General features: G+C 38.0%; 25 protein-coding genes. 17 read left to right on the top strand and 8 right to left on the bottom strand.

Annotated elements, in window-relative coordinates; translation table 11 throughout:
* Positions 1-122: 122 nt before the first annotated feature.
* Positions 123-395, bottom strand: coding sequence for a 30S ribosomal protein S15 (rpsO, locus tag CVS92_RS06675; RefSeq protein ID WP_004317763.1), 273 nt, complete (start codon positions 393-395; stop codon positions 123-125).
* Positions 396-541: 146 nt separating this feature from the next.
* On the opposite strand from rpsO, the gene CVS92_RS06670 reads away from it, so the two are divergent.
* From CVS92_RS06670 to CVS92_RS06640, 7 genes are read left to right on the top strand one after another with little or no spacing between them, the layout of a single operon-like run.
* The gene (locus CVS92_RS06670; protein ID WP_054196916.1) at positions 542-946 is read left to right on the top strand and encodes an RrF2 family transcriptional regulator; all 405 of its coding nucleotides are present in this window, start codon (positions 542-544) and stop codon (positions 944-946) included.
* A 2-nt stretch (positions 947-948) separates the two neighbouring features.
* Complete coding sequence (gene flhA / locus CVS92_RS06665) at positions 949-3,141, top strand: flagellar biosynthesis protein FlhA (protein WP_107788951.1); 2,193 nt, start codon at positions 949-951, stop codon at positions 3,139-3,141.
* A gap of 9 nt (positions 3,142-3,150) precedes the next feature.
* A complete protein-coding gene (locus CVS92_RS06660) occupies positions 3,151-4,176 on the top strand; it encodes a DHH family phosphoesterase (RefSeq protein WP_107788950.1) in 1,026 nt (341 codons plus the stop codon).
* Positions 4,173-4,400, top strand: a complete 228-nt coding sequence (locus CVS92_RS06655) for a hypothetical protein (RefSeq protein WP_002942640.1) — start codon at positions 4,173-4,175, stop codon at positions 4,398-4,400. Before CVS92_RS06660 ends, CVS92_RS06655 begins: the two co-directional genes overlap by 4 nt.
* Before the next feature lie 9 nt (positions 4,401-4,409).
* Positions 4,410-4,820, top strand: coding sequence for a tetratricopeptide repeat protein (locus tag CVS92_RS06650; RefSeq protein ID WP_084109365.1), 411 nt, complete (start codon positions 4,410-4,412; stop codon positions 4,818-4,820).
* A 16-nt stretch (positions 4,821-4,836) separates the two neighbouring features.
* On the top strand, positions 4,837-5,766 hold the full coding sequence (locus tag CVS92_RS06645; protein WP_107788949.1) for an aspartate carbamoyltransferase catalytic subunit: 930 nt from the start codon (positions 4,837-4,839) through the stop codon (positions 5,764-5,766).
* 2 nt (positions 5,767-5,768) lie between these two features.
* Positions 5,769-7,046: a dihydroorotase gene (locus tag CVS92_RS06640; RefSeq protein WP_107788948.1), complete on the top strand. Its 1,278-nt coding sequence runs from the start codon at positions 5,769-5,771 to the stop codon at positions 7,044-7,046.
* A gap of 82 nt (positions 7,047-7,128) precedes the next feature.
* Here the strand turns inward: CVS92_RS06640 and CVS92_RS06635 are convergent, their stop codons facing one another.
* From CVS92_RS06635 to CVS92_RS06620, 4 genes are read right to left on the bottom strand one after another with little or no spacing between them, the layout of a single operon-like run.
* Positions 7,129-8,418 carry a M28 family peptidase gene (locus CVS92_RS06635; RefSeq protein ID WP_107788947.1) on the bottom strand — a complete coding sequence of 430 codons (1,290 nt, stop codon included), beginning with the start codon at positions 8,416-8,418 and terminating at the stop codon, positions 7,129-7,131.
* A 16-nt stretch (positions 8,419-8,434) separates the two neighbouring features.
* The gene (locus tag CVS92_RS06630) at positions 8,435-8,692 is read right to left on the bottom strand and encodes a heavy-metal-associated domain-containing protein (protein WP_107788946.1); all 258 of its coding nucleotides are present in this window, start codon (positions 8,690-8,692) and stop codon (positions 8,435-8,437) included.
* Complete coding sequence (locus CVS92_RS06625; RefSeq protein WP_021085941.1) at positions 8,685-9,008, bottom strand: hypothetical protein; 324 nt, start codon at positions 9,006-9,008, stop codon at positions 8,685-8,687. The genes CVS92_RS06630 and CVS92_RS06625 overlap by 8 nt, the downstream gene beginning before the upstream one ends.
* The gene (locus tag CVS92_RS06620) at positions 9,005-10,084 is read right to left on the bottom strand and encodes a transglutaminase-like domain-containing protein (RefSeq protein WP_107788945.1); all 1,080 of its coding nucleotides are present in this window, start codon (positions 10,082-10,084) and stop codon (positions 9,005-9,007) included. Before CVS92_RS06620 ends, CVS92_RS06625 begins: the two co-directional genes overlap by 4 nt.
* A gap of 93 nt (positions 10,085-10,177) precedes the next feature.
* Between CVS92_RS06620 and CVS92_RS09055 the strand changes: the two genes are divergently transcribed.
* The 4 genes from CVS92_RS09055 (at position 10,178) to CVS92_RS06605 (ending at position 13,196) form a co-directional block, all read left to right on the top strand.
* Complete coding sequence (locus CVS92_RS09055; RefSeq protein WP_178139671.1) at positions 10,178-10,345, top strand: hypothetical protein; 168 nt, start codon at positions 10,178-10,180, stop codon at positions 10,343-10,345.
* A 1-nt stretch (position 10,346) separates the two neighbouring features.
* A complete protein-coding gene (gene cmoB / locus CVS92_RS06615; protein WP_234398711.1) occupies positions 10,347-11,216 on the top strand; it encodes a tRNA 5-methoxyuridine(34)/uridine 5-oxyacetic acid(34) synthase CmoB in 870 nt (289 codons plus the stop codon).
* 8 nt (positions 11,217-11,224) lie between these two features.
* The gene (locus CVS92_RS06610; RefSeq protein WP_107788943.1) at positions 11,225-11,758 is read left to right on the top strand and encodes a thioesterase; all 534 of its coding nucleotides are present in this window, start codon (positions 11,225-11,227) and stop codon (positions 11,756-11,758) included.
* Between the two features lie 187 nt (positions 11,759-11,945).
* Positions 11,946-13,196, top strand: a complete 1,251-nt coding sequence (locus CVS92_RS06605; protein WP_107788942.1) for a porin — start codon at positions 11,946-11,948, stop codon at positions 13,194-13,196.
* A 168-nt stretch (positions 13,197-13,364) separates the two neighbouring features.
* On the opposite strand, the gene CVS92_RS06600 is transcribed toward CVS92_RS06605, so the two are convergent.
* Entirely contained in the window at positions 13,365-13,967 is a 603-nt protein-coding gene (locus tag CVS92_RS06600; protein WP_107788941.1) for an MBL fold metallo-hydrolase, read from the bottom strand.
* A gap of 120 nt (positions 13,968-14,087) precedes the next feature.
* Here CVS92_RS06600 and CVS92_RS06595 point away from each other — a divergent pair, with 120 nt between their 5' ends.
* Genes CVS92_RS06595 through kdsB form a run of 6 tightly spaced genes read left to right on the top strand, consistent with a single transcriptional unit; the run spans position 14,088 to position 19,414 of the window.
* Positions 14,088-14,825 (top strand): NAD+ synthase, encoded by a 738-nt coding sequence (locus CVS92_RS06595; protein WP_107788940.1) that lies wholly within the window; start codon positions 14,088-14,090, stop codon positions 14,823-14,825.
* Positions 14,826-14,835: 10 nt separating this feature from the next.
* Complete coding sequence (locus tag CVS92_RS06590; protein ID WP_084109354.1) at positions 14,836-15,966, top strand: DegT/DnrJ/EryC1/StrS family aminotransferase; 1,131 nt, start codon at positions 14,836-14,838, stop codon at positions 15,964-15,966.
* On the top strand, positions 15,959-16,879 hold the full coding sequence (locus CVS92_RS06585; RefSeq protein WP_103648263.1) for a tetraacyldisaccharide 4'-kinase: 921 nt from the start codon (positions 15,959-15,961) through the stop codon (positions 16,877-16,879). The genes CVS92_RS06590 and CVS92_RS06585 overlap by 8 nt, the downstream gene beginning before the upstream one ends.
* Before the next feature lie 50 nt (positions 16,880-16,929).
* Positions 16,930-17,244 (top strand): divalent cation tolerance protein CutA, encoded by a 315-nt coding sequence (gene cutA / locus CVS92_RS09280; protein WP_103648262.1) that lies wholly within the window; start codon positions 16,930-16,932, stop codon positions 17,242-17,244.
* Entirely contained in the window at positions 17,241-18,704 is a 1,464-nt protein-coding gene (gene thrC / locus CVS92_RS06575) for a threonine synthase (RefSeq protein ID WP_107788939.1), read from the top strand. Before cutA ends, thrC begins: the two co-directional genes overlap by 4 nt.
* Positions 18,701-19,414: a 3-deoxy-manno-octulosonate cytidylyltransferase gene (kdsB, locus tag CVS92_RS06570; RefSeq protein WP_107788938.1), complete on the top strand. Its 714-nt coding sequence runs from the start codon at positions 18,701-18,703 to the stop codon at positions 19,412-19,414. Before thrC ends, kdsB begins: the two co-directional genes overlap by 4 nt.
* A gap of 105 nt (positions 19,415-19,519) precedes the next feature.
* On the opposite strand, the gene CVS92_RS09050 is transcribed toward kdsB, so the two are convergent.
* Positions 19,520-19,693 carry a hypothetical protein gene (locus CVS92_RS09050; RefSeq protein WP_199906416.1) on the bottom strand — a complete coding sequence of 58 codons (174 nt, stop codon included), beginning with the start codon at positions 19,691-19,693 and terminating at the stop codon, positions 19,520-19,522.
* Positions 19,694-19,939 carry a DNA-binding protein gene (locus CVS92_RS06565; protein WP_107788937.1) on the bottom strand — a complete coding sequence of 82 codons (246 nt, stop codon included), beginning with the start codon at positions 19,937-19,939 and terminating at the stop codon, positions 19,694-19,696.
* Positions 19,940-20,015 lie beyond the last annotated feature (76 nt).

Below are 20,015 nucleotides of genomic sequence, written 5' to 3'. Positions count from 1 at the left end.
GTCATATTCTAAGTAGATAAATTAATACTAAAGATGGAAAATTTTAAAATTGAGCTGTAAATTTTGAATAAAAAAATAGATAAAAGAAATTTAGCAAGGAGAGCAGATCGCTCTCCGATGGATTATTTATCTCTTAAGCCAAGCTCAGAGATTAGTTTTGAATATGTAGTGTAGTCTTTATTTTTAAGATACTTTAAAAGTCTTTTTCTTTGACCAACTAGTTTTAAAAGACCTAAACGTGATGAAAAGTCTTTTTTGAAAATTTTAAGGTGTTCTGTAAGTTCAGTTATTCTAGCTGTTAAAAGAGCTATTTGAACTTCTGGAGAGCCTGTATCTCCCTCTTTTCTAGCGAATTTCGCAACTATTTGAGCTTTTTTAGCCGAATCCAAAGCCATAATGACCTCCTGATTGGTGAATTTTGGAAGAGCGATTATAGCATTTAAAACATAAAATTAGATAAAACTACGCTTTTTAAAAATTAATGAAAAATGCAGTAAAAATTTAATAAAATTAGGGCTATTTAAAGACTTAAGGAAGATAAATGCTTTTTACAAAGGCAAGCGAATACGCTCTACTTTCACTTATTTTAATATCTCAAAAATCATCTCCAGTTGATGTTGATACGATCTCAAATGAACTTAAAATTTCAAAAAGCTTTTTAGCCAAAATTTTACAAAATCTTGCAAAAGATGGAATTTTAAAGTCGTTTAAAGGGGCAAATGGCGGTTTCGCACTAAATAACGAACCTGAAAATTTAAGCATAAAAAAGATAATAGAGTGCGCTGAAAAACGTGAACTTAACGTCTTTGAGTGCTCATCTTCTGCAGATGGCTGCCCATCAAATAAAGCCTCAAGCTGTCAAATTTGGTCGATGTTTAGCGGTCTTCAAAGCAAGATCGACGAGATGCTTGACGCTATAAAACTAAGTGACATCGTTAAGAAGTAAAGTTGGCAAAGCAAAAAAATAACATCTTAACTCTTGTTGCGCCGTTTCTTGCGCCAATTGTTAAGTTTAAAAGTCTTAGCATCGTTGGCATCATCGTTGCTATCCTTGCTATCATCATCGTGCCGCTTCCAAGCGCGGTGCTTGACTTTTTCTTAGCACTTTCGATCTCGATTTCAGTGCTTATTATATTGATCTCTATTTACGTGCCAAAACCGACTGACCTTAGCACGTTTCCGACGCTCATTCTCATCATAACGCTTTTTCGCCTCTCGCTAAACATAGCAACCACGCGTATGATCTTAAGCGAGGGTCACAACGGCCCAGAAGCGGTCAGCGAGATCATCTCAAGTTTTGGAAATTTCGTCGTTGGCGGCAACTTTGTCATCGGCACCATCGTCTTTTGTATCTTGGTTCTCATAAATTTTATGGTCGTAACAAAGGGTTCAACCCGCGTGAGTGAGGTGCAAGCGCGTTTTACGCTTGATGCGATGCCTGGTAAGCAAATGGCGATAGATGCGGATCTAAACGCAGGTCTAATAGACGAAAAAACAGCGCGCGAAAGACGTCAAGCCATCATCGGCGAGGCAAATTTCTACGGCGCAATGGATGGTTCGTCTAAATTTATAAAAGGTGACGCCGTCGCTGGCATCATCATCACTATCATCAACATCATCGGTGGCTTCGCTATCGGCTCGTTTCAGCACGGCCTTGATATGGCGACATCGGCTCAGTATTATACGATCCTAACTATCGGTGATGGCCTTGTGAGCCAGATCCCAGGACTTATCACTTCAACAGCAACTGCCATCATCATTACAAGGGCTAGCAAGGACGACGAGGACTTTGCAGAAGGCACGTTAAATCAGCTATTAGGGGATTATAAAACCTTGCTAATAGTGGGCTTCATACTATTTATGTTTGCTCTTGTCCCAGGGCTTCCGACTCTTTCTCTTGGCTTTATCGCACTGCTATTTTTGGGGCTTGGCTACATCATCAAGCAGACCAAAGATGGTGGGCTAAATTTAGGCCTTGCTTCAAAAGACAAAACAGTTTCTAAAAAAGCTGGAGGTGCTACGCAAAGTGGGGCAGGAGCAGCTGCTAGTGGTGCCACTACTAAGGTACCAAAGAAGAGCGACGAAGAGATCGCAAGAGAAGAAGAGACAAAGATAAACGACATCTTAAAGCTTGAAATTTTAGAGCTTGACCTAGGATATGGCCTACTAAAGCTAGCTGATGTGGATCTCATTGAGAGGATTCGTGCTATGAGGCGAAATATCGCTTCAAGTCTTGGCTTTTTGATGCCAAAGATAAGGATCCGCGACAACCTTCAACTACCGCCAAACGAGTACCGCTTTAAGCTAAAAGGTATCGTGATCGGTCAGGGTGAAATTTATGCTGATAAATTTCTAGCGATGGATAGTGGACTAGTTAGCGAAGATATCGAGGGTATTCCGACAAAAGAGCCAGCTTTTGGGCTGGATGCGCTCTGGATCGATGCTAGCGTCAAAGAGGACGCCATACTTAGTGGCTACACGATAGTTGATCCTGCAAGCGTCATCTCAACGCATATGAGTGAGCTTATCAAGCAAAATGCAGCTGAGCTTCTAACTCGCCAAGAGACGCAAAATTTATTAGACAAACTAAAGATCGACTACCCAGTTGTAGTCGAGGATACGCTAAGGATCGCACCTATAAATTTGATCCAAAAGGTTTTAAAAGCGTTGCTTAAAGACAATATACCGATCAAAGATCTGCTTAGTATACTTGAATCAATTAGCGACATCGCCGAGGTTAGTAAAAACCTAGATATGATCATCGAGCACGTACGTGCAGCGCTCTCGCGTGTCATCACCTCGCTTTATGTTGATGAAAAAGGTCAGCTAAATTTTTACATTTTAGATAGTGCTGCGCAGCAAAAGCTTATGGATGCGGTGCAGTATAAAGACGGCGCGTATCACCTGATGATAAATGTGGCTCAAACTTCATCGATCGTTCAGGCTCTAAGGCATGAAAAAGAGAAACGTCCGATGAGTCAGCACGGTGAAATGGTGCTTTGTGTGGAGCCAAGTCTAAGAAAATTTATAGCAAATATCTGCGCAAATTTTGCCATCGACATCGTAGTGCTAAGCTTTGCTGAGATCTCGGCAAATACGCCATTTGAAACGATTGGCGTCATAGAAATAGAAAATTTATAAAGGAAAACGATGAAAATTTATCACCTCTCGCACACCGATCTTGACGGATACGGCGCGCAATACATAACAAATTTTTACTTCAAAGATGTGAAATTTCTAAACTCAAACTACGGCAGAGAGATAGATGATAAATTTGCTCAAATTTTAACTGAGATAGATGCCTCAAATGACGATAAAAACATCATTTTGATCACTGATCTAAATTTAACTCTAGCTCAGTGCGAGAGCTTTACTGAGATGATAGATGGTAAAAATATAAAGCTATTTTTGCTAGATCATCACCAAAGCGGTGCCGAGTGCGCGAGCGCTTACTCATGGTATTTTTTGGATAGTTCAAGGTGTGCTACAAAGATCACTTACGACTTTTTTGCAGGTATTTTTGGTAAAAACAAAGAGCTTGAAATTTTTAGTGACGTCGTAAATGCCGTGGATATTTGGCTAAAGGATGATAAAAATTTTGAGATGGGCAAGGTTTGCTTGGGACTTGTGGCAAATGCTAAAGAGATAAACAAGGTGATGTTTGAAGCTGAAAATAACCTATATATGGATCATCTCTTAAAAGAAGCTAGCAAATTTTTTAACGAGAAAAACGATTATATCGGGCTTGACATGCAGGTGCATGCTATTAAGAAGTCATTTTTCAAAGAGGATAAAGACGATACTCTAAGCAATCTAATCTCAAACTATGTAGTAAAAAAACTTAGTGAAAATAAAGAGAAATTTAGCATAAACTATAAAGATCATAAAGGAATTTTAACCTACAATGTCGGCAATGTTTCGGTCATCGGCAACGACTTCTTGGTGGCAAATCCTGAATTTGACTTCTTTATCGATGTGACAAATAAAAAAACGCTAAGTTTTCGCGCAAATGGCAAGCTTGACGTTAGCGCCATGGCAAAGCACCTAGTTGGCGGCGGCGGACACGTGAACGCAAGCGGCGGATTATTTGCAAATTTCAAAGATGGCTTTAGCTACGAGCCAATCAAAGCACAGATAGTAGATCTAATAACTAAAAAAACACAGGAGGAAATATGAAAGAAGAAGAGGTAAGCGTAGAAGAACTTAGCTATGAGCTTAGTATGGTGCTTGAGGCGATGTTTTACTATGCTGGAGTAAAAAAGGACAAGCTTGAAGAGGCGGCAAATCTCTATGTCGAGTGCATCGATGATGCGCTAGAAAACTCTGACGCTAGCGGTAGCGACGAGGTTATAGAGATAGTTGAATATATGAAAAAACACCATCCAAAGTTATTTAAATAAGGAGAAAATATGAAGAAAATTTTAGTTTTAGCGGCGGCAGTTTTTGCGTTAAATGCTATGGCAAATGAAAATTTAGACAAGGCAAATGAGCTTTATACAAAGAAAAATTTTAATGAAGCTTATCTTTATTTTAATAAGGCTTGTGGAGAGGGCGAGAAAAAAGCTTGCACGATGAATGCGATCATGCTATTTAACGGCGACGGCGTAGCAAAAGATAGAGTTCAGGCTGAGAAAATTTTTACAAAAATGTGTGACGAAAATGAGGGCATGGCGTGCGAAAAACTAGGCGAAATGATCGCTTATGGCCTTGTAAAAGATAAAGACGCAAATGAAGCAAAGAACGAAGAAAAAGCGAAGGCTTTATTTAAAAAAGCTTGTGATAACGGCTATCAACCAGCTTGCGACTTCGTAGCAAAATAAATTTAAGAGGCTTAAAATGGGCTACAAGCATAAAGATTTGATAGGAACTAGAGAGCTTAGCAAAGAAGAAATTTTATATTTTTTAGAGGCAGCGAAAGAGTTTAAGGAGCTAAATTTAAGCCAAGTTAAAAAAAATGACTATCTTCGTGGAAAGACCACGATCAACGCATTTTATGAAAACTCGACAAGAACTAGAACATCCTTTGAGATCGCAGCAAAGAGGCTTGGAGCTGATACGATAAATTTCAGCTCATCAAGCTCTAGCGTGACAAAGGGCGAGAGCCTAAATGACACGATGAATAACATGTCTGCTATGAGAAGTGACATCATCGTGCTTCGTCATCCAAGCTCTGGTGCGGCAAAATTTGCAGCTGATAGGACAGAGGCTAGCGTCGTAAATGCAGGAGACGGCACAAATGAGCACCCAAGCCAAGCTCTGCTTGATCTTTTTACACTAAGAGAGCATGGTAAAATTTTAGATAAAAACCTAAACGTTGCAATCATCGGTGACATCGCTAGAAGCCGTGTGGCAAGGTCTGACATCTGGGCGATGAAGAAATTTGGCATAAATTTAAAGCTATTTGCACCAAGGATGATGATGCCAAAAGATGCTGAGGTCTTTGAGTCTCAAATTTGCAAAAATATGGAAGAAGCCTGCGAGGGCAGCGATGTTATTATCATGCTTCGCATCCAGCTAGAGCGTGGCGGTGCAGACGTGGCGTTTCCAAGTTCGAGAGAGTACTCAAAATTCTTTGGACTAAACAAAAATAGGATAAAGCTAGCCAAACCTGATGCGATCGTGTTGCACCCAGGGCCAATAAATAGGGGCGTGGAGCTAAACTCAGACGTGGCTGATGGCACGCACTCAGTCATACTAAATCAAGTAGAAAACGGCGTTGCTATAAGAATGGCGATACTAAATACGCTTGCAAAAAATAGGGGCTAACGATGAAAATAGCAATAATTAACGGCACTATCGTAAATAGCGACGAGAAATTTAAGGCAAATATCCTAATAGAAAACGGCAAAATAGCCAAAATCGGAAGTGAGAAATTTGAGGCCGATAAAGTTATAGACGCTACAAATAAGCTAGTCATGCCAGGACTTATCGACATGCACGTGCACTTTCGCGATCCTGGTCAAGAGTATAAAGATGACATCATCTCAGGCTCGCAGGCAGCCGTGGCTGGAGGAGTGACGACCTGCCTTTGCATGGCGAACACTAACCCAGTAAATGACAACGCCTCTATAACTAGAGCGATGATAGAAAAAGCTAAAAACTGCGGACTGATCGATCTTTTGCCAATAGCAGCCATCAGCAAAGGGCTTAGCGGCAACGAGATCGTTGAAATGGGCGATCTTATAGAGGCTGGAGCAGTTGCATTTAGCGATGATGGACTACCAGTCACTAGCTCAAGCGTGATGAGAGCGGCACTTGAGTATTCAAGTATGTTTGGTAGCTTTTGTATAAGCCACTCAGAGGACTGCTCGCTTTGCAGGCAGGGCGTCATGCACGAGGGCAAGGTCTCAGCCATACTTGGACTTCGCGGCATGGCAAGAGAGAAAGAGGAGATCGCAGTGAGCCGTGATATGCTGCTTGCAAAGCTCACCAAAGCGCACATCCACATCGCTCACGTAAGCTCAGAGTACTCGCTAAAGATCATCGAAATGGGCAAAAAAGAGGGCATAAACATCACTTGTGAAGCCACACCGCATCACTTTAGCTTTAGCGACGATGAAATTTTAAAAAATGCCTACGATACAAATTTCAAAATGTCTCCGCCACTTCGTGAGATAAGCGATGTAAAAGCAGTAAGAGAGGCACTAAAAAGCGGACTTATAGACGTTATCGCCACCGATCATGCCCCACACCACACGGACGAAAAGATAGTGGAATTTGACAAGGCGCCATTTGGTATCATCGGACTTCAAACCCTTGTGCCACTTACCTTAAAGCTCGTAAATGAGGGCGTTATAAGCCTAGAGCGTATGGTGGAGCTAACTTCTACAAACGCTGCTAAAATGCTAAATTTAAAAGATAAAGGCAGGCTTGCTGAGGGCATGCTAGCTGATATTGCGGTGATTGATCCTGAGATCGAGTACATTTATGATGAGAAGATAAACCGCTCAAAATCGATAAATTCTCCGCTTTTTGGCAAAAAGCTAAAAGGCGCAGCTACTACTACGATAAAAAGTGGCAAGATCGTCTATGAGTTTGGAAAATAATATAAATTTGCTCGTACTTGCGGGAAAATCCTAAATCTTCAAAATCCAAAATTTGCTAGAAATTTCTAGCAAATTTTATTTTTTATGAGTTGTATTTTTTAACGATACCGCGAACTACTTTTTCTATAAAAAGCGCAGATTCAACTTCGCAGCATTCTCTTGTTGAGTGAGGTGAGTGGATGTTTGGCCCTATCGAGCAAGCGCTAAGACCCGCTTTTTTCTCCAAAAGTACGCCACATTCAAGTCCAGCATGCACAGCTGTTATCCTTGCATTTGGCTTATAAATTTTTAGCTCTTCTAGGATGTCGTTTGCAAATTTATCATTTATAGGCTTCCAAGCAGGATTTCTATCTTTTGCGATGACCTTAAAGCCAAGCGCTTTTGCAAGCTCAGAAATTTCAAATTCCATTCTATTTAGCCCATCTTTGCTCATTGACCTTGCAAAAAACTCTACTTCAAGTGCGCCATCATCTTTGATCTTTACAAGTGAGAGGTTTACGCTATCTTGTGGTATGCCTAGCTCGCAGTTATAGGCTCTTACGCCTTGTGAAAATGAATTGATTAGTGCTAAAATTTTCTCGCCATTTTCTAAAATTTCTTCACCCGTGCCAAGCTTTTTCACGCTTAAATTTTCGCACTCGCTCTTTAGCTCTTTATCGCTTAGAACCAGTGCGGTTGCGCCACTTGGGATAGAGTTGCTTCGCTCGCCACCTTCAAATTTGACAAGCTTACAGCCATTTTTAGTCACAAATGCCGCCAAAACCTTGATCGCATTTGGGATATTTTTATGTATCTCGTTGCCAGAGTGTCCGCCAGGTAGGCCGCTCACTTTTACTTCATAAAGTGTGCTATCTTTTGTTTTTTTGCTATTAAGCGAGGTAGTGGCAAATAAATTTACACCGCCAGCGCAGCCGATAGTGACGCGGTCGTCTTCTTCGCTGTCTAAATTTAAAAGCTTATCGGCTTTGAGATCGCCACTAAAGCCAGAGGCTCCGATCATGCCGACTTCTTCGTTGTTTGTAAAGAGGCACTCAATGTCGTCAAATTCGCTTATCATCTGCATCATGATAGCCACGCCGATGCCGTTATCTGCCCCAAGAGATGAGTTTTTAGCCCTCATGTAGCCATCATCGCCATAAACTATCTCAATCTTTGGAGCATCACCCATGCAGACCATATCGTAGTGACTTTGCAAGCAAATTTTTGGCTTGCCTTTAAACGCATGAATGTTGCCAAAACTATCGACTGCGACCTCACAGCCCTTATCTTTTGCATAGCTAGCTAGAAAATCACGCATCTTATCGGTCTCATAACTGCAGTGTGGTATCGCAGCAAGTGTCTCAAATTTCTTTAAAATTTCACTATTTGACATATTTGCCTCCGTAAATTTATTTTATCTCGCCCTTATAGCCAGTCGCATCGACTGCTTTTAAAAGTTCTTTTTCATCGACCTTATCATCTGCTATAACGACAGCTTTTCGCTCTTTTAGCGATACATCTGCCTTTTTCACGCCCTCAACGCTAAGAGCAGCCTTTCTAACAATTGCTGTGCAAAGTGGACAGTGCATGCTAGGCACTGAAATTTCTATCTTTTTATCAGCGTAGCAGCTAAGTGCAAGAAAGGCTAAAGCTAAAATTTTATGCATAAATTTCTCCTAAAAGCTCTGGGTATGTAAGGAGTAAAAGCAAAATCACTCCAAAAAGTATATATATAAGTATCCATTTTTTCTTTTTATAGCTTAAGTTGCAGCTTTTTGGCTTGTAAAATAGACTAATTCCTGAAATCACAAAGCAAATGACCGCCACGACGCTTAAAGGGACGCGGTACTCATATAAATTTTGTGTCCAAGATAGAAATGAAAAAGAAGTGCCAAAAAGCAAGAAAAGAAGTGCCGGCAAGCAGCACAAGGTAGCGCCGATAGCACTACCTATGGATGTTAGTATCAGCCAAAAGGCTCTCATTTTAGCTCGGTTGAGACGTAGTCGTAGCTAAATTCTTTTGGCGAATAATAATTTTGTGTGTTGCCATCAACTTCAGCGTATGGGTAGCCAAAGTTGTTTAGCGGAGTTTGCTCTGGAGTTGGCTTTAAGATAAAGTCGCGGCCGTAGTTAAAGCCTATCCAGCACATCTCCCAGTTACCAAAGCAGTAATCTCTCACAGCTACGATCTTGGCGTCGTCATTTGTTAATTTCTCGCCCAGTCTTACCTTTGTGACATCCGCTGGATCAACCGGTATCCAACCATAGCCTTTTAGGTAAAATTCAGCCCTGCAGTGCTGTCCGCCTGAAATTTTAGCCACGCCGTCTTTTGCGCTACCCATTTGATCTGAAAATCTAGACTGACCAACTCTGATACCAAAAATTTCTCTTGCTGGGATGCCAACTGATCTGCAAAGTCCCACAAAAACTGAGTTTATGTCGGTGCATTTGCCAACTAGTTTTCCGCTTTCTAGTATTGCTTTAACGTCGCCTGTGCCGCATCCAAGGATGCTGTTATCACGCTGCATAGTATTTGCAACCCACGTATAGATCGCTTTTGCGCGCTCCAAGTCGCCCTTTAAATTTCCAACTATCTCTAGCGCTTTAGCTCTTACGACGCCGTCAGTTGGGATGTGTGAAGTTGGTTTTAAAAACTCTAAAACTGCAGGATCAACCTTCTCATTTGGATCGTAATTTACCTTGCTAAAGTCAGTATTACGCTCTATTGTTTGAATTTTAAACTGCACATTTAAGATAGGTCTTGGCTCATTTTCTTCAAAATCAGCATACATTGTAGGTATTAGCGTATCTGAAATATAGACGTTTTTAGCGGTTGTGTTTATGACGTAGTCTTGGGTTAGTTGCTGATAAGTGGTGCTTAGTGGGAGTGGTAGCCAAATTCTTGAGCTTTTGCCTTTTTCAAGAAGTTGGTGTTTGAAATTTACATCAAAATTTCTAACCACTGGGTTTGCTGGCTCATCGCTAGCTAGAGTGACACTTGGAAGCAGACTCGCTGCACCTAAAAAACTACTGAATTTAAAAAAATCTCTTCTTTGCATAAAATGCCTTTTTTGCTTAATATTAGCCAAACTTGGCTCTAAAACTGCCTGCTATTCTAGCATAAAATTTTTATTTATGATAAAATCCGCCACATGAAAAAGATTATATTTTTAGGCTTTATAGCGCTATTTTTCAACGGTTGTCTTTATATGAATGAGCGCGGAGTTTCGACTCAATATTATAATGATTGTAAAGAGTATTATGACGCGACTGGCACCTACCAAAAAGAGTGTCCGCACAACATCGTCGACTGGAAATAGCGTGGATCTTAGCAAATTTAACGAGCAGCAAAAGCAAATTTATAATAGGATAGAAAATTTAGCAAATTTTGACTGCGAGCTTGAGCTAAAAGATAGTGTAAATGTGAAATTTAAAAATTTAGACCAAGCTAAAAAAGATGAAATTTTTGATCTCGCCCTTAGCCTAAAGCCTTGGCGAAAAGGGCCATTTGAAATTGATGATATATATATAGATAGCGAGTGGCAAAGTTTTATTAAATTTAATATCCTCGCCCCGCATCTAAATTTAGCTGGCAAAAGCGTGGCTGATGTGGGTTGTAATAATGGATATTATATGTTTAAGATGCTTGAGTACGGTCCAAAAAGCATAACCGGCTTTGATCCTAGCGTGCATACATATTTGCAGTTTAAATTTTTAAACAAATTTATTCGCTCAAATATCGCTTATGAGCTTCTTGGCGTTGAGAACTTGCCTGAATACGCAGCGAAATTTGATACGATTTTTTGTCTTGGAGTGATATATCACAGAAGTGATCCTATTAAGATGTTAAAAGAGCTAAAAACCGCGCTAAATCCAGGTGGCGAGCTATTTTTAGATACTATGTATATAGATATGGATGGTGACTTTGCGCTAAGTCCAAAGGATAGATACTCAAAAATTCCAAATATCTACTTTGTACCGACACTCTCGGCACTTCAAAACTGGTGTGAGAGGGCTAAATTTAAGGACTTTACCTTGCTTGATACAAAGGCTACTGATCTAAATGAGCAGCGAAAAACGCAGTGGATAGATGGTGAGAGTCTTGGAAATTTCTTAGACCCAGATGACATTACAAAGACCATCGAGGGTTACCCAGCGCCAAAAAGAGCATATGTTAGAGTTAAAATTTAAGGATAAAAATGGCAGAAGAAAATATCTATGATGTAAAAGATGAATCGCAAATAATCTTACCAGAAGATGAAAATCCATTAAGAAACGAGATCAAAACCGCTCCACTTACAAAGCTAAATTTTAGTGGAACGGCATTTTTACTTGAAAAAAATCACGCAAAGACTAGATTTTTTACTACGGATGATATGGTGTGCGATACTGAGGGACTTATTCATAGTGGGTTTATTTTTATGGGAGCAAATCATGCTGCACTTTTAGCTATTAATGAAGAATTTTGCGTTAGTATCGGAGCTAGGATAAATTTCTTTGGACCGCTAAAGCTCGGTGATGTAGTAGAATTTGACGCACAAGCAAGATTTGAAGAGAGTAGAAAAAGAGAAGTAAAAGTGCTTGGATATGTTAAAGATATAAAAATTTTTGAAGGAATATTTCAACTTGTCACACTTGAAGAGCATATCTTCTTGGCTCAACAAAAAAATATCCAAAAAGAAGCTGCTACAAGGCAGAAAAAAGAACGAGAAGAAGCTAAGGCTAATAGCTAAAAGTAAGTAAAAATTTTTGATTTTTAATCCCAAATAAAACGAAATTTTAAAAAGACAATCTTTATCTCATTATCCTATTTTGGTAAATAATTGGTAACATTTTTTAAATTTTTAAGGAAAATTAAGCAATAAAATTAATTTTCTATGATAATATCCTTTCAAAACTTTTTATCAAAAGGAGATTTAGATGAAAATTACAAAAGTTAGCTTAGCTGCTTTGGTTGCTTTAGGTGCATTTTCAAGCGTTGCAAGTGCAACTCCACTTGAAGAAGCTATAAAAAATGTAGATCTTTCAGGATTTGCAAGATATCGTTATACAAATGATAGTACTAAGAAAACTACAGCTGATACTGTAAAAGGTAATACTGCAGGCCATGCTTTTAGAATGCAAACATCATTTAAAGCCGCTATTGATGATAATTTCTTTGGTGTATTGACACTAAGATATGCTGCTACTGATGATTCAGGCAATAAAGTAGCAACTGGTACAGATAAAACAAATACAACAAATTCTTTTGGTGTATATGAGATGTATCTAGGATACAAAGTATCTGACACTACTATTACAGCAGGCAAACAACTTATCAAAACTTTCTATGATGATGGTGATATAGCAGCTACTGGTTTAAAAGTGGTAAGTACAGATGTGTCTGGTCTTACTTTAACAGCTGCTGCTTATGATGCTATAGAAAACAATGATAATGAAGTAGATGGACCTTTCTTAACTACTGTAACTAATAGCGCAACTTTTCATGATGCCCCTGCTAACCTCTATTATTTAGGTGCTGTTGGTAGCTATGATCCAGTATCATTTAAGGTGGCTATTGCAAATCTACAAGAAATAGCAACACTTTATGGTGCTGAGGCAGCATTTAGTTTTAATGTAACCGACGATATAAATCTAAACCTAAAAGGTCAATATGTTTATAGCGATTCAGATCACAAAGAAGTAGCTGATGCTGACTTTTGGGCTGTTCAAGCTGGAACAAAACTATTTGGTGCTAAATTTAATGCTGGTTACCTAGAATTTGACGCTAAAAATAAAGATAATGATGCTAGAAATAGTGGTAAAATCGCATTTACATCAATCGATGCAAATGGTCAGCTAATCAACCCAACTAAAATACTAAATAGCGTAATGAGTGGTGGTGGCAAACAATACTACAATAATATCAAAGGTGACAACGATTACTGGTTTGTTAATGCTGGATATGATATAGATAAATTTGGTCTTGGTGCTGGTTATACTCAAGGTAAAGGCACAAGCTATGCTCTTGATAAAGAGAGAGCAAAAAGAAATGAGTGGTATGCACAAGCTAGTTACAAATATAGCAAAAAACTTAATTTCCTAACTTGGTATGCAGCTGCTAAAGACAAAAAAGATGGTGAAAACTATAAACAAAATCGTATAAGATTTGAAGCAAAATATAGCTTCTAAAACCTTTATCCGAGCGAGCTTTCGCTCGGACCTTTTTAAAATTTAATAGACTCCTAAAATTTCTCTACTCTTTTTGATTGACTCTTAGTTTTATAAAAATATAAATTTTTAATAGTGATTAAGTGTACTTTAGAAGCTTGAAATTTGAAATTAATACCACCGAAATTTTTAGCTATTTTTTACTATACCTATCCAATAACCAATATTGTTTTGCTCGGTCTTTAGTGTACTGACTTCTCCGTGCCCTGGATAAAGCGTGAAGTTACCTTTTAAATTTTTACATTTTCCTAGACTTTTTAACATTTCATTTTTATCTGAAAAAGGAAAATCCCAGCGTCCTATGCTTCCTCTAAATAAAAAATCCCCACTAAACATCATGTCATCTATCTCTATCATCGAGCAGCCTGGTGTATGTCCTGGAAAATGATGAAATTTGATGCAAAAATCATCAATGTTAAAATTCTCATCATTATCAACCAAAACATCTGGAGTAAAAGTACTTTTCATATAACCAAAAATATCACTCTCACACATGAAAGCATCAAATTTATTAATATAAGCTGGAATTTTTAGCTCATCTTTTAACTTACTAGCATCAAAAATATGATCAAAATGCCCATGAGTACAAAGGATGGCTTTTAAATTTTTGGCATTTTGTAAAACCCATTCTTTTGCCCCATCTCCTGGATCTATCACTAAAGATGAATCATTTTTTGTAACGATGTAACAATTAGTGCCAAAATCTCCAAAACTTTTGTGTATTACTCTCATTTTTTACCTTAAATTTATTATTTCTTAAAATTTTACATCTTTTTACTTAAACTTAAAGAAAAATTTTAAATTTAATTAGTATAATTTTTGCAAAAGGAAGCAAATCTAGGCAAAGGAAGAATGAAGGAGTATCAAAAAATCGAAGAAACTCTAGTTTTAAGCTTAAAAGATAAAACTAAAGATAAAAATTTGTTGTTGGGTGTTAGTGGAGGTATTGATTCTGCTGTAGTAGCGACTTTGTGTGCAAGAGCAAAACCAAATGAAACTCATGCACTCATCATGCCAACAGCATCATCAAACAGACAAAATATGGACGATGCCTTAAATTTATGCGAAAAACTAAACATAAAATATAAGGTTTTATCCATAGAGGGTATTTTAAATGCCTTTTACGAAACGATAGATGTAAATTTAAGCAATTTAAGAAAAGGGAATTTAGCAGCTAGAGTTAGAATGAGCTTGCTTTATGATTATTCATCTAGTATAAACGCTCTAGTTATCGGAACAAGCAACAAAAGTGAGCTTATGCTTGGATACGGTACAATATTTGGGGATTTGGCATGTGCGATAAATCCTATCGGAGAGCTTTACAAAAGTGAAATTTTTGAATTTGCAAAACATCTTGGGGTTGATAAAAATTTTATCAACAAAGTACCTTCGGCTGATTTGTGGGATGGACAAAGTGACGAAGGCGACATAGGTTACAGTTATGCTGTTATTGATGAGATTTTAGAAAATTTAGAAAATAACAAGGAGCAAGTCATCAAAAAGTTCGGATTAAAAGCAGTATCGGATATAGAAAATAGAGTTGTTTCAAACAGGTTTAAACGACAAATGCCGTTGATAGTGAAAATTTAAAGGATTAAAGATGAGAGAGATTCCGTTTTATAGACCAACTATCACTGAGCGTGAAAGTGAGCTTATTGAGGAGGCTTTGCACTCTGAAAATACTACTAATATCGTTGCTAGATTTGAAGAGAAGTTAAAAGAGTATTTTGGTGCAAAATTTGTAGTTACCACAAATAATATCGCAGCCGCACATCACTTGGCACTAAGCGCGCTTGACACTAAACGCGGAGATAAGGTCATTTGCTCCATAAATGCTTTTCCTAGCATTGCGCAAGCTGTTAGACATTTTGATGCTGAGCCTATTTTTGTGGATGTTGATGAAGAAGATTTTAATATCTGCCCAGACGCCCTTGAGAAAGTGCTAAAAGAGCAAAATCATAAAAAATTAAAATGTGCTTTTATCTCTCATATCGCAGGTCAAAGTGCTAGGATGGATGAGATAACGGCGGTTTGTGAGAAATACGGCGTAAAAATTTTAGATGATGCAAATCGCGGTATGGGACTAACATATAATGGTAAAAAAGTTGGTTCAGACTCCTTTTTGTCATGCTTTCAAACACATTCGCGTGTGCAAAATCCTATATCAACGGTTGGATTTTTTACGACAAATGATGAGGAAATTTATAAAAGAGCAAAACTGCTTCGAAACTATGCTCTTGTAAATGGCATTGATAAATTCGGTAGCTTGAGTTATATTTATGATGTCGTAGATATTGGCTTAAAGTATGATATAAACTCGATAAATGCAGCATTTTCTATTGCGCAGCTAGAAAGAACAGACAAGCTCATACAAAGAAGACAAGAGATCGCAAAAATTTATGATAAAGAGCTTGGTGAGTGCCACAATATAACAATCCCTGTCAAAAAACGTGAGCATATTTATACTCAGTATATTATTAAGATAAACAAAAATCGTGATGGCTTTGCTAGAGAGCTTTTGGAGCACGGCATTCACACATCATTGCACTACATACCGATACATTTACTAAGTTATTACAAAAACAAATACTCACTTAAAGTAAATGATTTTCCAAATGCTTTAAAAAATTATCAGCAAGTATTGTCACTGCCTATTTATCATAGTTTGAGTGACGAAGAGGTGCAATACGTCTGCAACAAAGTAAAAGAAATTTCTAAAACTCGTGTTTAAGAAATTAAATATTTTCTTGCATGCTTGGGCGAATGAATATTTTTTTCGCCCAAATTTCTTTCAAATTTTACTGGCATTTTTACTTTTACCACTAAGCTTTATCTATTTTTTTATTGTAGTTCTTAAGAAATTTACTGCTAGAAAAATAGACTTTGGCATAAAGATAATAAGCGTGGGAAATTTGACACTTGGAGGAAGTGGTAAGACTCCACTTTGCGTGGCAATTGCTAAAAATTTCGAGGGCGCTTTTATAATTCTTAGAGGCTATAAAAGAAAAAGCAAAGGCATGCAAGTTGTCGCTCGAAATGGCGAAATTTTACTTGACGTAGCAGCAAGTGGCGATGAGGCGATGATATATGCCACAAGTCTTAAAAACGCAAATGTAGTCGTGAGTGAGGATAGAAAAATAGCTATAGAGTACGCCAAAACTCACGGTGCGAAGTATATTTTGCTAGATGACGGATTTTCTAAATTTGACATAGCCAAATTTGACATTCTAATACGCCCAAACCCAGAGCCAAGGTTAAAATTTTGCCTGCCAAGTGGAGCTTATAGATATCCATTTAGTTTTTATAAATTTGGTGATTTTATAGCGATTGAAGGGCAAACTCATTTCAGAAAGAGTGAAATTTTAAATAAAAGCGAAAAAATAGTTCTAGTTACTGCCATAGCAAATCCAGAGCGTCTTAAGTCATTTTTTGATGAGTGTGTGGCTTGCGTCTTTTTTCCTGACCATTATGATTTTTCAAAAGATGAGCTAAAAGAGATTTTAAAAAGATATGGTGCGACCTCGCTTTTGATGACGCAAAAGGACTACGTAAAGGCAAAGGACTTTGGGCTGAGAGTATCGCTTATAACGCTTGAAGTTACGCTAAGCGAAGAGTTTAAAAAGGTTTTGGCGCAGCAAATTTAAGCCCATTTTGTTATAATGAGCCACTTTCTTAAAGGAAAATTTAGATCAAAATGAGAATTTTAATCACCTCGGTCGCAAAGAAAAAAGAGGCAAAAAAACTAAGTAAAAAGCTCGTAAAAAAGGGACTTGCAGCTTGTGTGAGTAGCTTTAGCGCAAAAAGCATTTATCTTTGGCAAGAGAAGCTTTGCGATGAAAAAGAGCAAATTTTACTCATAAAAACGGACGTGAAATTTAAAAAAGTAGCTAAATTTATAAGAAAGCACCACAGCTACGAAACCCCAGAAATTTTGGCACTTAAGCCAAAAGATATCTTTAAAAAATATGAAAAATGGATAAAAAAATCAACCAAAAAAGGTAAAAAATGAGACTAACACCAACTAGAAGCGTGAAAGATGAAAAGGTAAAAAATGTAAATTTAAGCACAGCTATGCTTAGCCCAAGCTCCGCTCACGGCGGACTTTATGCGCCAAAAAAGCTTCCAAAGATAACAAAATCAAAGTGGCAAGAGCTCTCACAATTAAGCTACGAGAAACTCGCACTTTATATCATATCGTTATTTAAATTTGATGTACCAGAGGCGTTTTTCAAAAAGGCAGTCAAGAGATACGCAAGCTTTGATGATCCAAAACATCCAGTCATTTTTAAAAAAATAGATAAAAATTTATACGTAAACGAGCTATATCACGGCCCAACTAGGGCATTTAAGGATATGGCGCTTCAGCCTTTTGGCTCACTTCTTAGTCAGCTAGCAAAGGAAAGAGGTGAAAAATACCTTATCATGTGTGCAACTAGCGGTGATACAGGTCCTGCGACACTTCAAACCTTTGCAAACGACGAAAATATAAAGGTTGTCTGCCTCTATCCAGATGGTGGCACGAGCGAGGTTCAAAAGCTACAAATGCAGACCATACAAGGTGAAAATTTAAAGGTTTTTGGCATAAAAGGCGACTTTGACGACGCTCAAAGGGCGCTAAAAACACTGCTTGCAAATGATAAATTTAAGGCCGAGCTGAAGAAAAAGCGCCTTAAGCTAAGCGCGGCAAACTCGGTAAATTTTGGCAGAATTCTCTTTCAGATCATCTACCACGCCTACGCCTACGCAAATTTACTAAAGCAAAAGGCGCTTAAGGCAAATGAGAGCTTTGACATCATCGTGCCAAGTGGAAATTTCGGCAACGCACTTGGGGCGTATTACGCTAAAAAAATGGGCGCAAAGATCGGCAAGATCAAGATCGCCTCAAACGCAAACAATATCTTGACGCAGTTTTTTACTACCGGCGTTTACGACCTCAGGGACAAAAAACTAGTTAAGACGATAAGTCCGGCAATGGACATTTTGATCAGCTCAAACGTTGAGCGTTTGCTGTTTGATAAATTTGGTAGCGTTAGAATTAATGAGCTTATGCAAAGTCTAGCTAAAGATAAATCTTATAAACTTAGCAAGCAGGAGCTTGAAGCACTAAAAGAGGACTTTGAGGCTAGCTGGTGCGACGACAAAGAGTGCGAGGTATACATCGCAAAGCTCGCAAGGGGCGGCTACGCGATCGATCCACATACAGCTACTTGCTTTAAAATGGTGGATACTAGCCGCATAAACGTCATTACATCGACCGCGCACTGGGTGAAATTTACGCCAAGCATGATCAAAGCGTGCCAGATCAAAGATACAAAAGATGAAAAAGATGCGCTGGCAAAGACCGCTAAAATCTTAAATGATAGCGTGCCAAGCTCGATAAACTCGCTATTTAGCGCGAAAATTTTACACAAAAATATCATAAAAGAGGACGAGATCGAAAAGTGCGTCCTAGAATGGATCGAGCGATGATAATCATTCCAGCTCGCCTTGCTTCAACAAGGTTTAGTAATAAAATTTTAAAAGAGATGAATGGCGTGCCAATGTTTGTGGCAACGGCTCTTAGAGTAAGTGGCGTGGATGATGTGGTGGTTGCTGTGGATGAGCAAAGTGTGCTTGATATCGCCAAGGCTCACGGTATAAAAGCTGTGCTAACTAGCAAAGATCATCAAAGTGGCACTGACAGGATAAACGAAGCAGCACAAATTTTGGGACTAAGTGAGAGTGAGATTATCATAAATGTTCAGGCTGATGAACCATTTATTGAGCCTGAGAATATCGCTAAATTTAGGGCTTTTTGCGAGCAAAACAGAGAAAAAGCCTTTATGTTTTCTTGCTATAAAAAGATGGACGATGAGTTTGCAGATGATAAAAATTTAGTTAAGGTAGTGACTGATTTTGAGGGATATGCACTTTATTTTTCAAGATCTAGGATACCATTTAACAGAAGCGATTGTAAAAGTTATAAGGCTCACCTTGGCATCTACGGATACAGCGTAAAGAGCTTAAAAGAGTTTTGCGGCCTCTTGCCTTCAAGCCTTGAAAACACAGAAAAACTTGAGCAGCTCCGTGCCCTAGAAAATGGCAAAAAGATAGCGATGCTAGAGGTTGAGAGCCAAAGTATCGGCATCGATAGTGAAGAGGACTACCAAAGAGCGCTAGCTAAATTTAGTAAAAAATAAGTCGGCAAATTCTCTTTAAATAAAGTCAATATTTAAGGAGAATTTATCTAAATTATTAATCTTTAAATGTGTCAAAAAATATTTTTCTACTCAAATAATATAAAACTAATTTTTCTTGATTTTTATTTTTTTAATTCTGTCTTTAACTACGTAAAATTTTAAAATCGCACTCGAGTAAAAGTCTTTATAAAAACCTAAAAGTTTTGACTCTTTTTTAGTGCAAATAGCTGCAAAAACACTCTCAAGGTCGATTCTCTCTTTTTGTGTTAAATTTTCCATCTAGCTTCCTAATAATTTTCTCATCTTATTGATAACAAATAATATTTCATCATCGTCAAGCTCACATAGCAGTTTGCAAACAGCAGCAGCAGCTTGCGGCTTTGAGTTACCAAGCCTCCAGTCTTGGTATGTCCTCATAGGAACGCCAAGTTCTTCTGCCATTTTTGCCTGTGAAATCTTTTTACCGATATTTTTTGCTTCAACTGCATTATGAAGCAAATTAAATATGTCACTTGTTTCAATCATTGAAGTATTATACGGATTATTTTATTAAATATACATAAAATACTATATAAATAAAGTAAAATAGTATATAAATACC

The organism is Campylobacter concisus (assembly GCF_003048555.1).
Lineage (GTDB): Bacteria > Campylobacterota > Campylobacteria > Campylobacterales > Campylobacteraceae > Campylobacter_A > Campylobacter_A concisus_AO.
This window is presented reverse-complemented; position numbering and strand designations above follow the sequence as displayed.

Coding starts and splice junctions, on each gene's coding strand:
- CVS92_RS06610 (WP_107788943.1), top strand. CDS start 11,225: ATGGCAGAAGAAAATATCTATGATGTAAAAGATGAATCGCAAATAATC.
- CVS92_RS06630 (WP_107788946.1), bottom strand. CDS start 8,692: ATGCATAAAATTTTAGCTTTAGCCTTTCTTGCACTTAGCTGCTACGCT.
- rpsO (WP_004317763.1), bottom strand. CDS start 395: ATGGCTTTGGATTCGGCTAAAAAAGCTCAAATAGTTGCGAAATTCGCT.
- CVS92_RS06605 (WP_107788942.1), top strand. CDS start 11,946: ATGAAAATTACAAAAGTTAGCTTAGCTGCTTTGGTTGCTTTAGGTGCA.
- CVS92_RS06640 (WP_107788948.1), top strand. CDS start 5,769: ATGAAAATAGCAATAATTAACGGCACTATCGTAAATAGCGACGAGAAA.
- CVS92_RS06670 (WP_054196916.1), top strand. CDS start 542: ATGCTTTTTACAAAGGCAAGCGAATACGCTCTACTTTCACTTATTTTA.
- CVS92_RS06600 (WP_107788941.1), bottom strand. CDS start 13,967: ATGAGAGTAATACACAAAAGTTTTGGAGATTTTGGCACTAATTGTTAC.
- kdsB (WP_107788938.1), top strand. CDS start 18,701: ATGATAATCATTCCAGCTCGCCTTGCTTCAACAAGGTTTAGTAATAAA.
- CVS92_RS06645 (WP_107788949.1), top strand. CDS start 4,837: ATGGGCTACAAGCATAAAGATTTGATAGGAACTAGAGAGCTTAGCAAA.
- CVS92_RS06620 (WP_107788945.1), bottom strand. CDS start 10,084: ATGCAAAGAAGAGATTTTTTTAAATTCAGTAGTTTTTTAGGTGCAGCG.
- CVS92_RS06590 (WP_084109354.1), top strand. CDS start 14,836: ATGAGAGAGATTCCGTTTTATAGACCAACTATCACTGAGCGTGAAAGT.
- CVS92_RS06655 (WP_002942640.1), top strand. CDS start 4,173: ATGAAAGAAGAAGAGGTAAGCGTAGAAGAACTTAGCTATGAGCTTAGT.
- CVS92_RS09055 (WP_178139671.1), top strand. CDS start 10,178: ATGAAAAAGATTATATTTTTAGGCTTTATAGCGCTATTTTTCAACGGT.
- thrC (WP_107788939.1), top strand. CDS start 17,241: ATGAGACTAACACCAACTAGAAGCGTGAAAGATGAAAAGGTAAAAAAT.
- CVS92_RS06595 (WP_107788940.1), top strand. CDS start 14,088: ATGAAGGAGTATCAAAAAATCGAAGAAACTCTAGTTTTAAGCTTAAAA.
- CVS92_RS06635 (WP_107788947.1), bottom strand. CDS start 8,418: ATGTCAAATAGTGAAATTTTAAAGAAATTTGAGACACTTGCTGCGATA.
- CVS92_RS09050 (WP_199906416.1), bottom strand. CDS start 19,693: ATGGAAAATTTAACACAAAAAGAGAGAATCGACCTTGAGAGTGTTTTT.
- CVS92_RS06625 (WP_021085941.1), bottom strand. CDS start 9,008: ATGAGAGCCTTTTGGCTGATACTAACATCCATAGGTAGTGCTATCGGC.
- CVS92_RS06660 (WP_107788950.1), top strand. CDS start 3,151: ATGAAAATTTATCACCTCTCGCACACCGATCTTGACGGATACGGCGCG.
- CVS92_RS06650 (WP_084109365.1), top strand. CDS start 4,410: ATGAAGAAAATTTTAGTTTTAGCGGCGGCAGTTTTTGCGTTAAATGCT.
- cutA (WP_103648262.1), top strand. CDS start 16,930: ATGAGAATTTTAATCACCTCGGTCGCAAAGAAAAAAGAGGCAAAAAAA.
- CVS92_RS06565 (WP_107788937.1), bottom strand. CDS start 19,939: ATGATTGAAACAAGTGACATATTTAATTTGCTTCATAATGCAGTTGAA.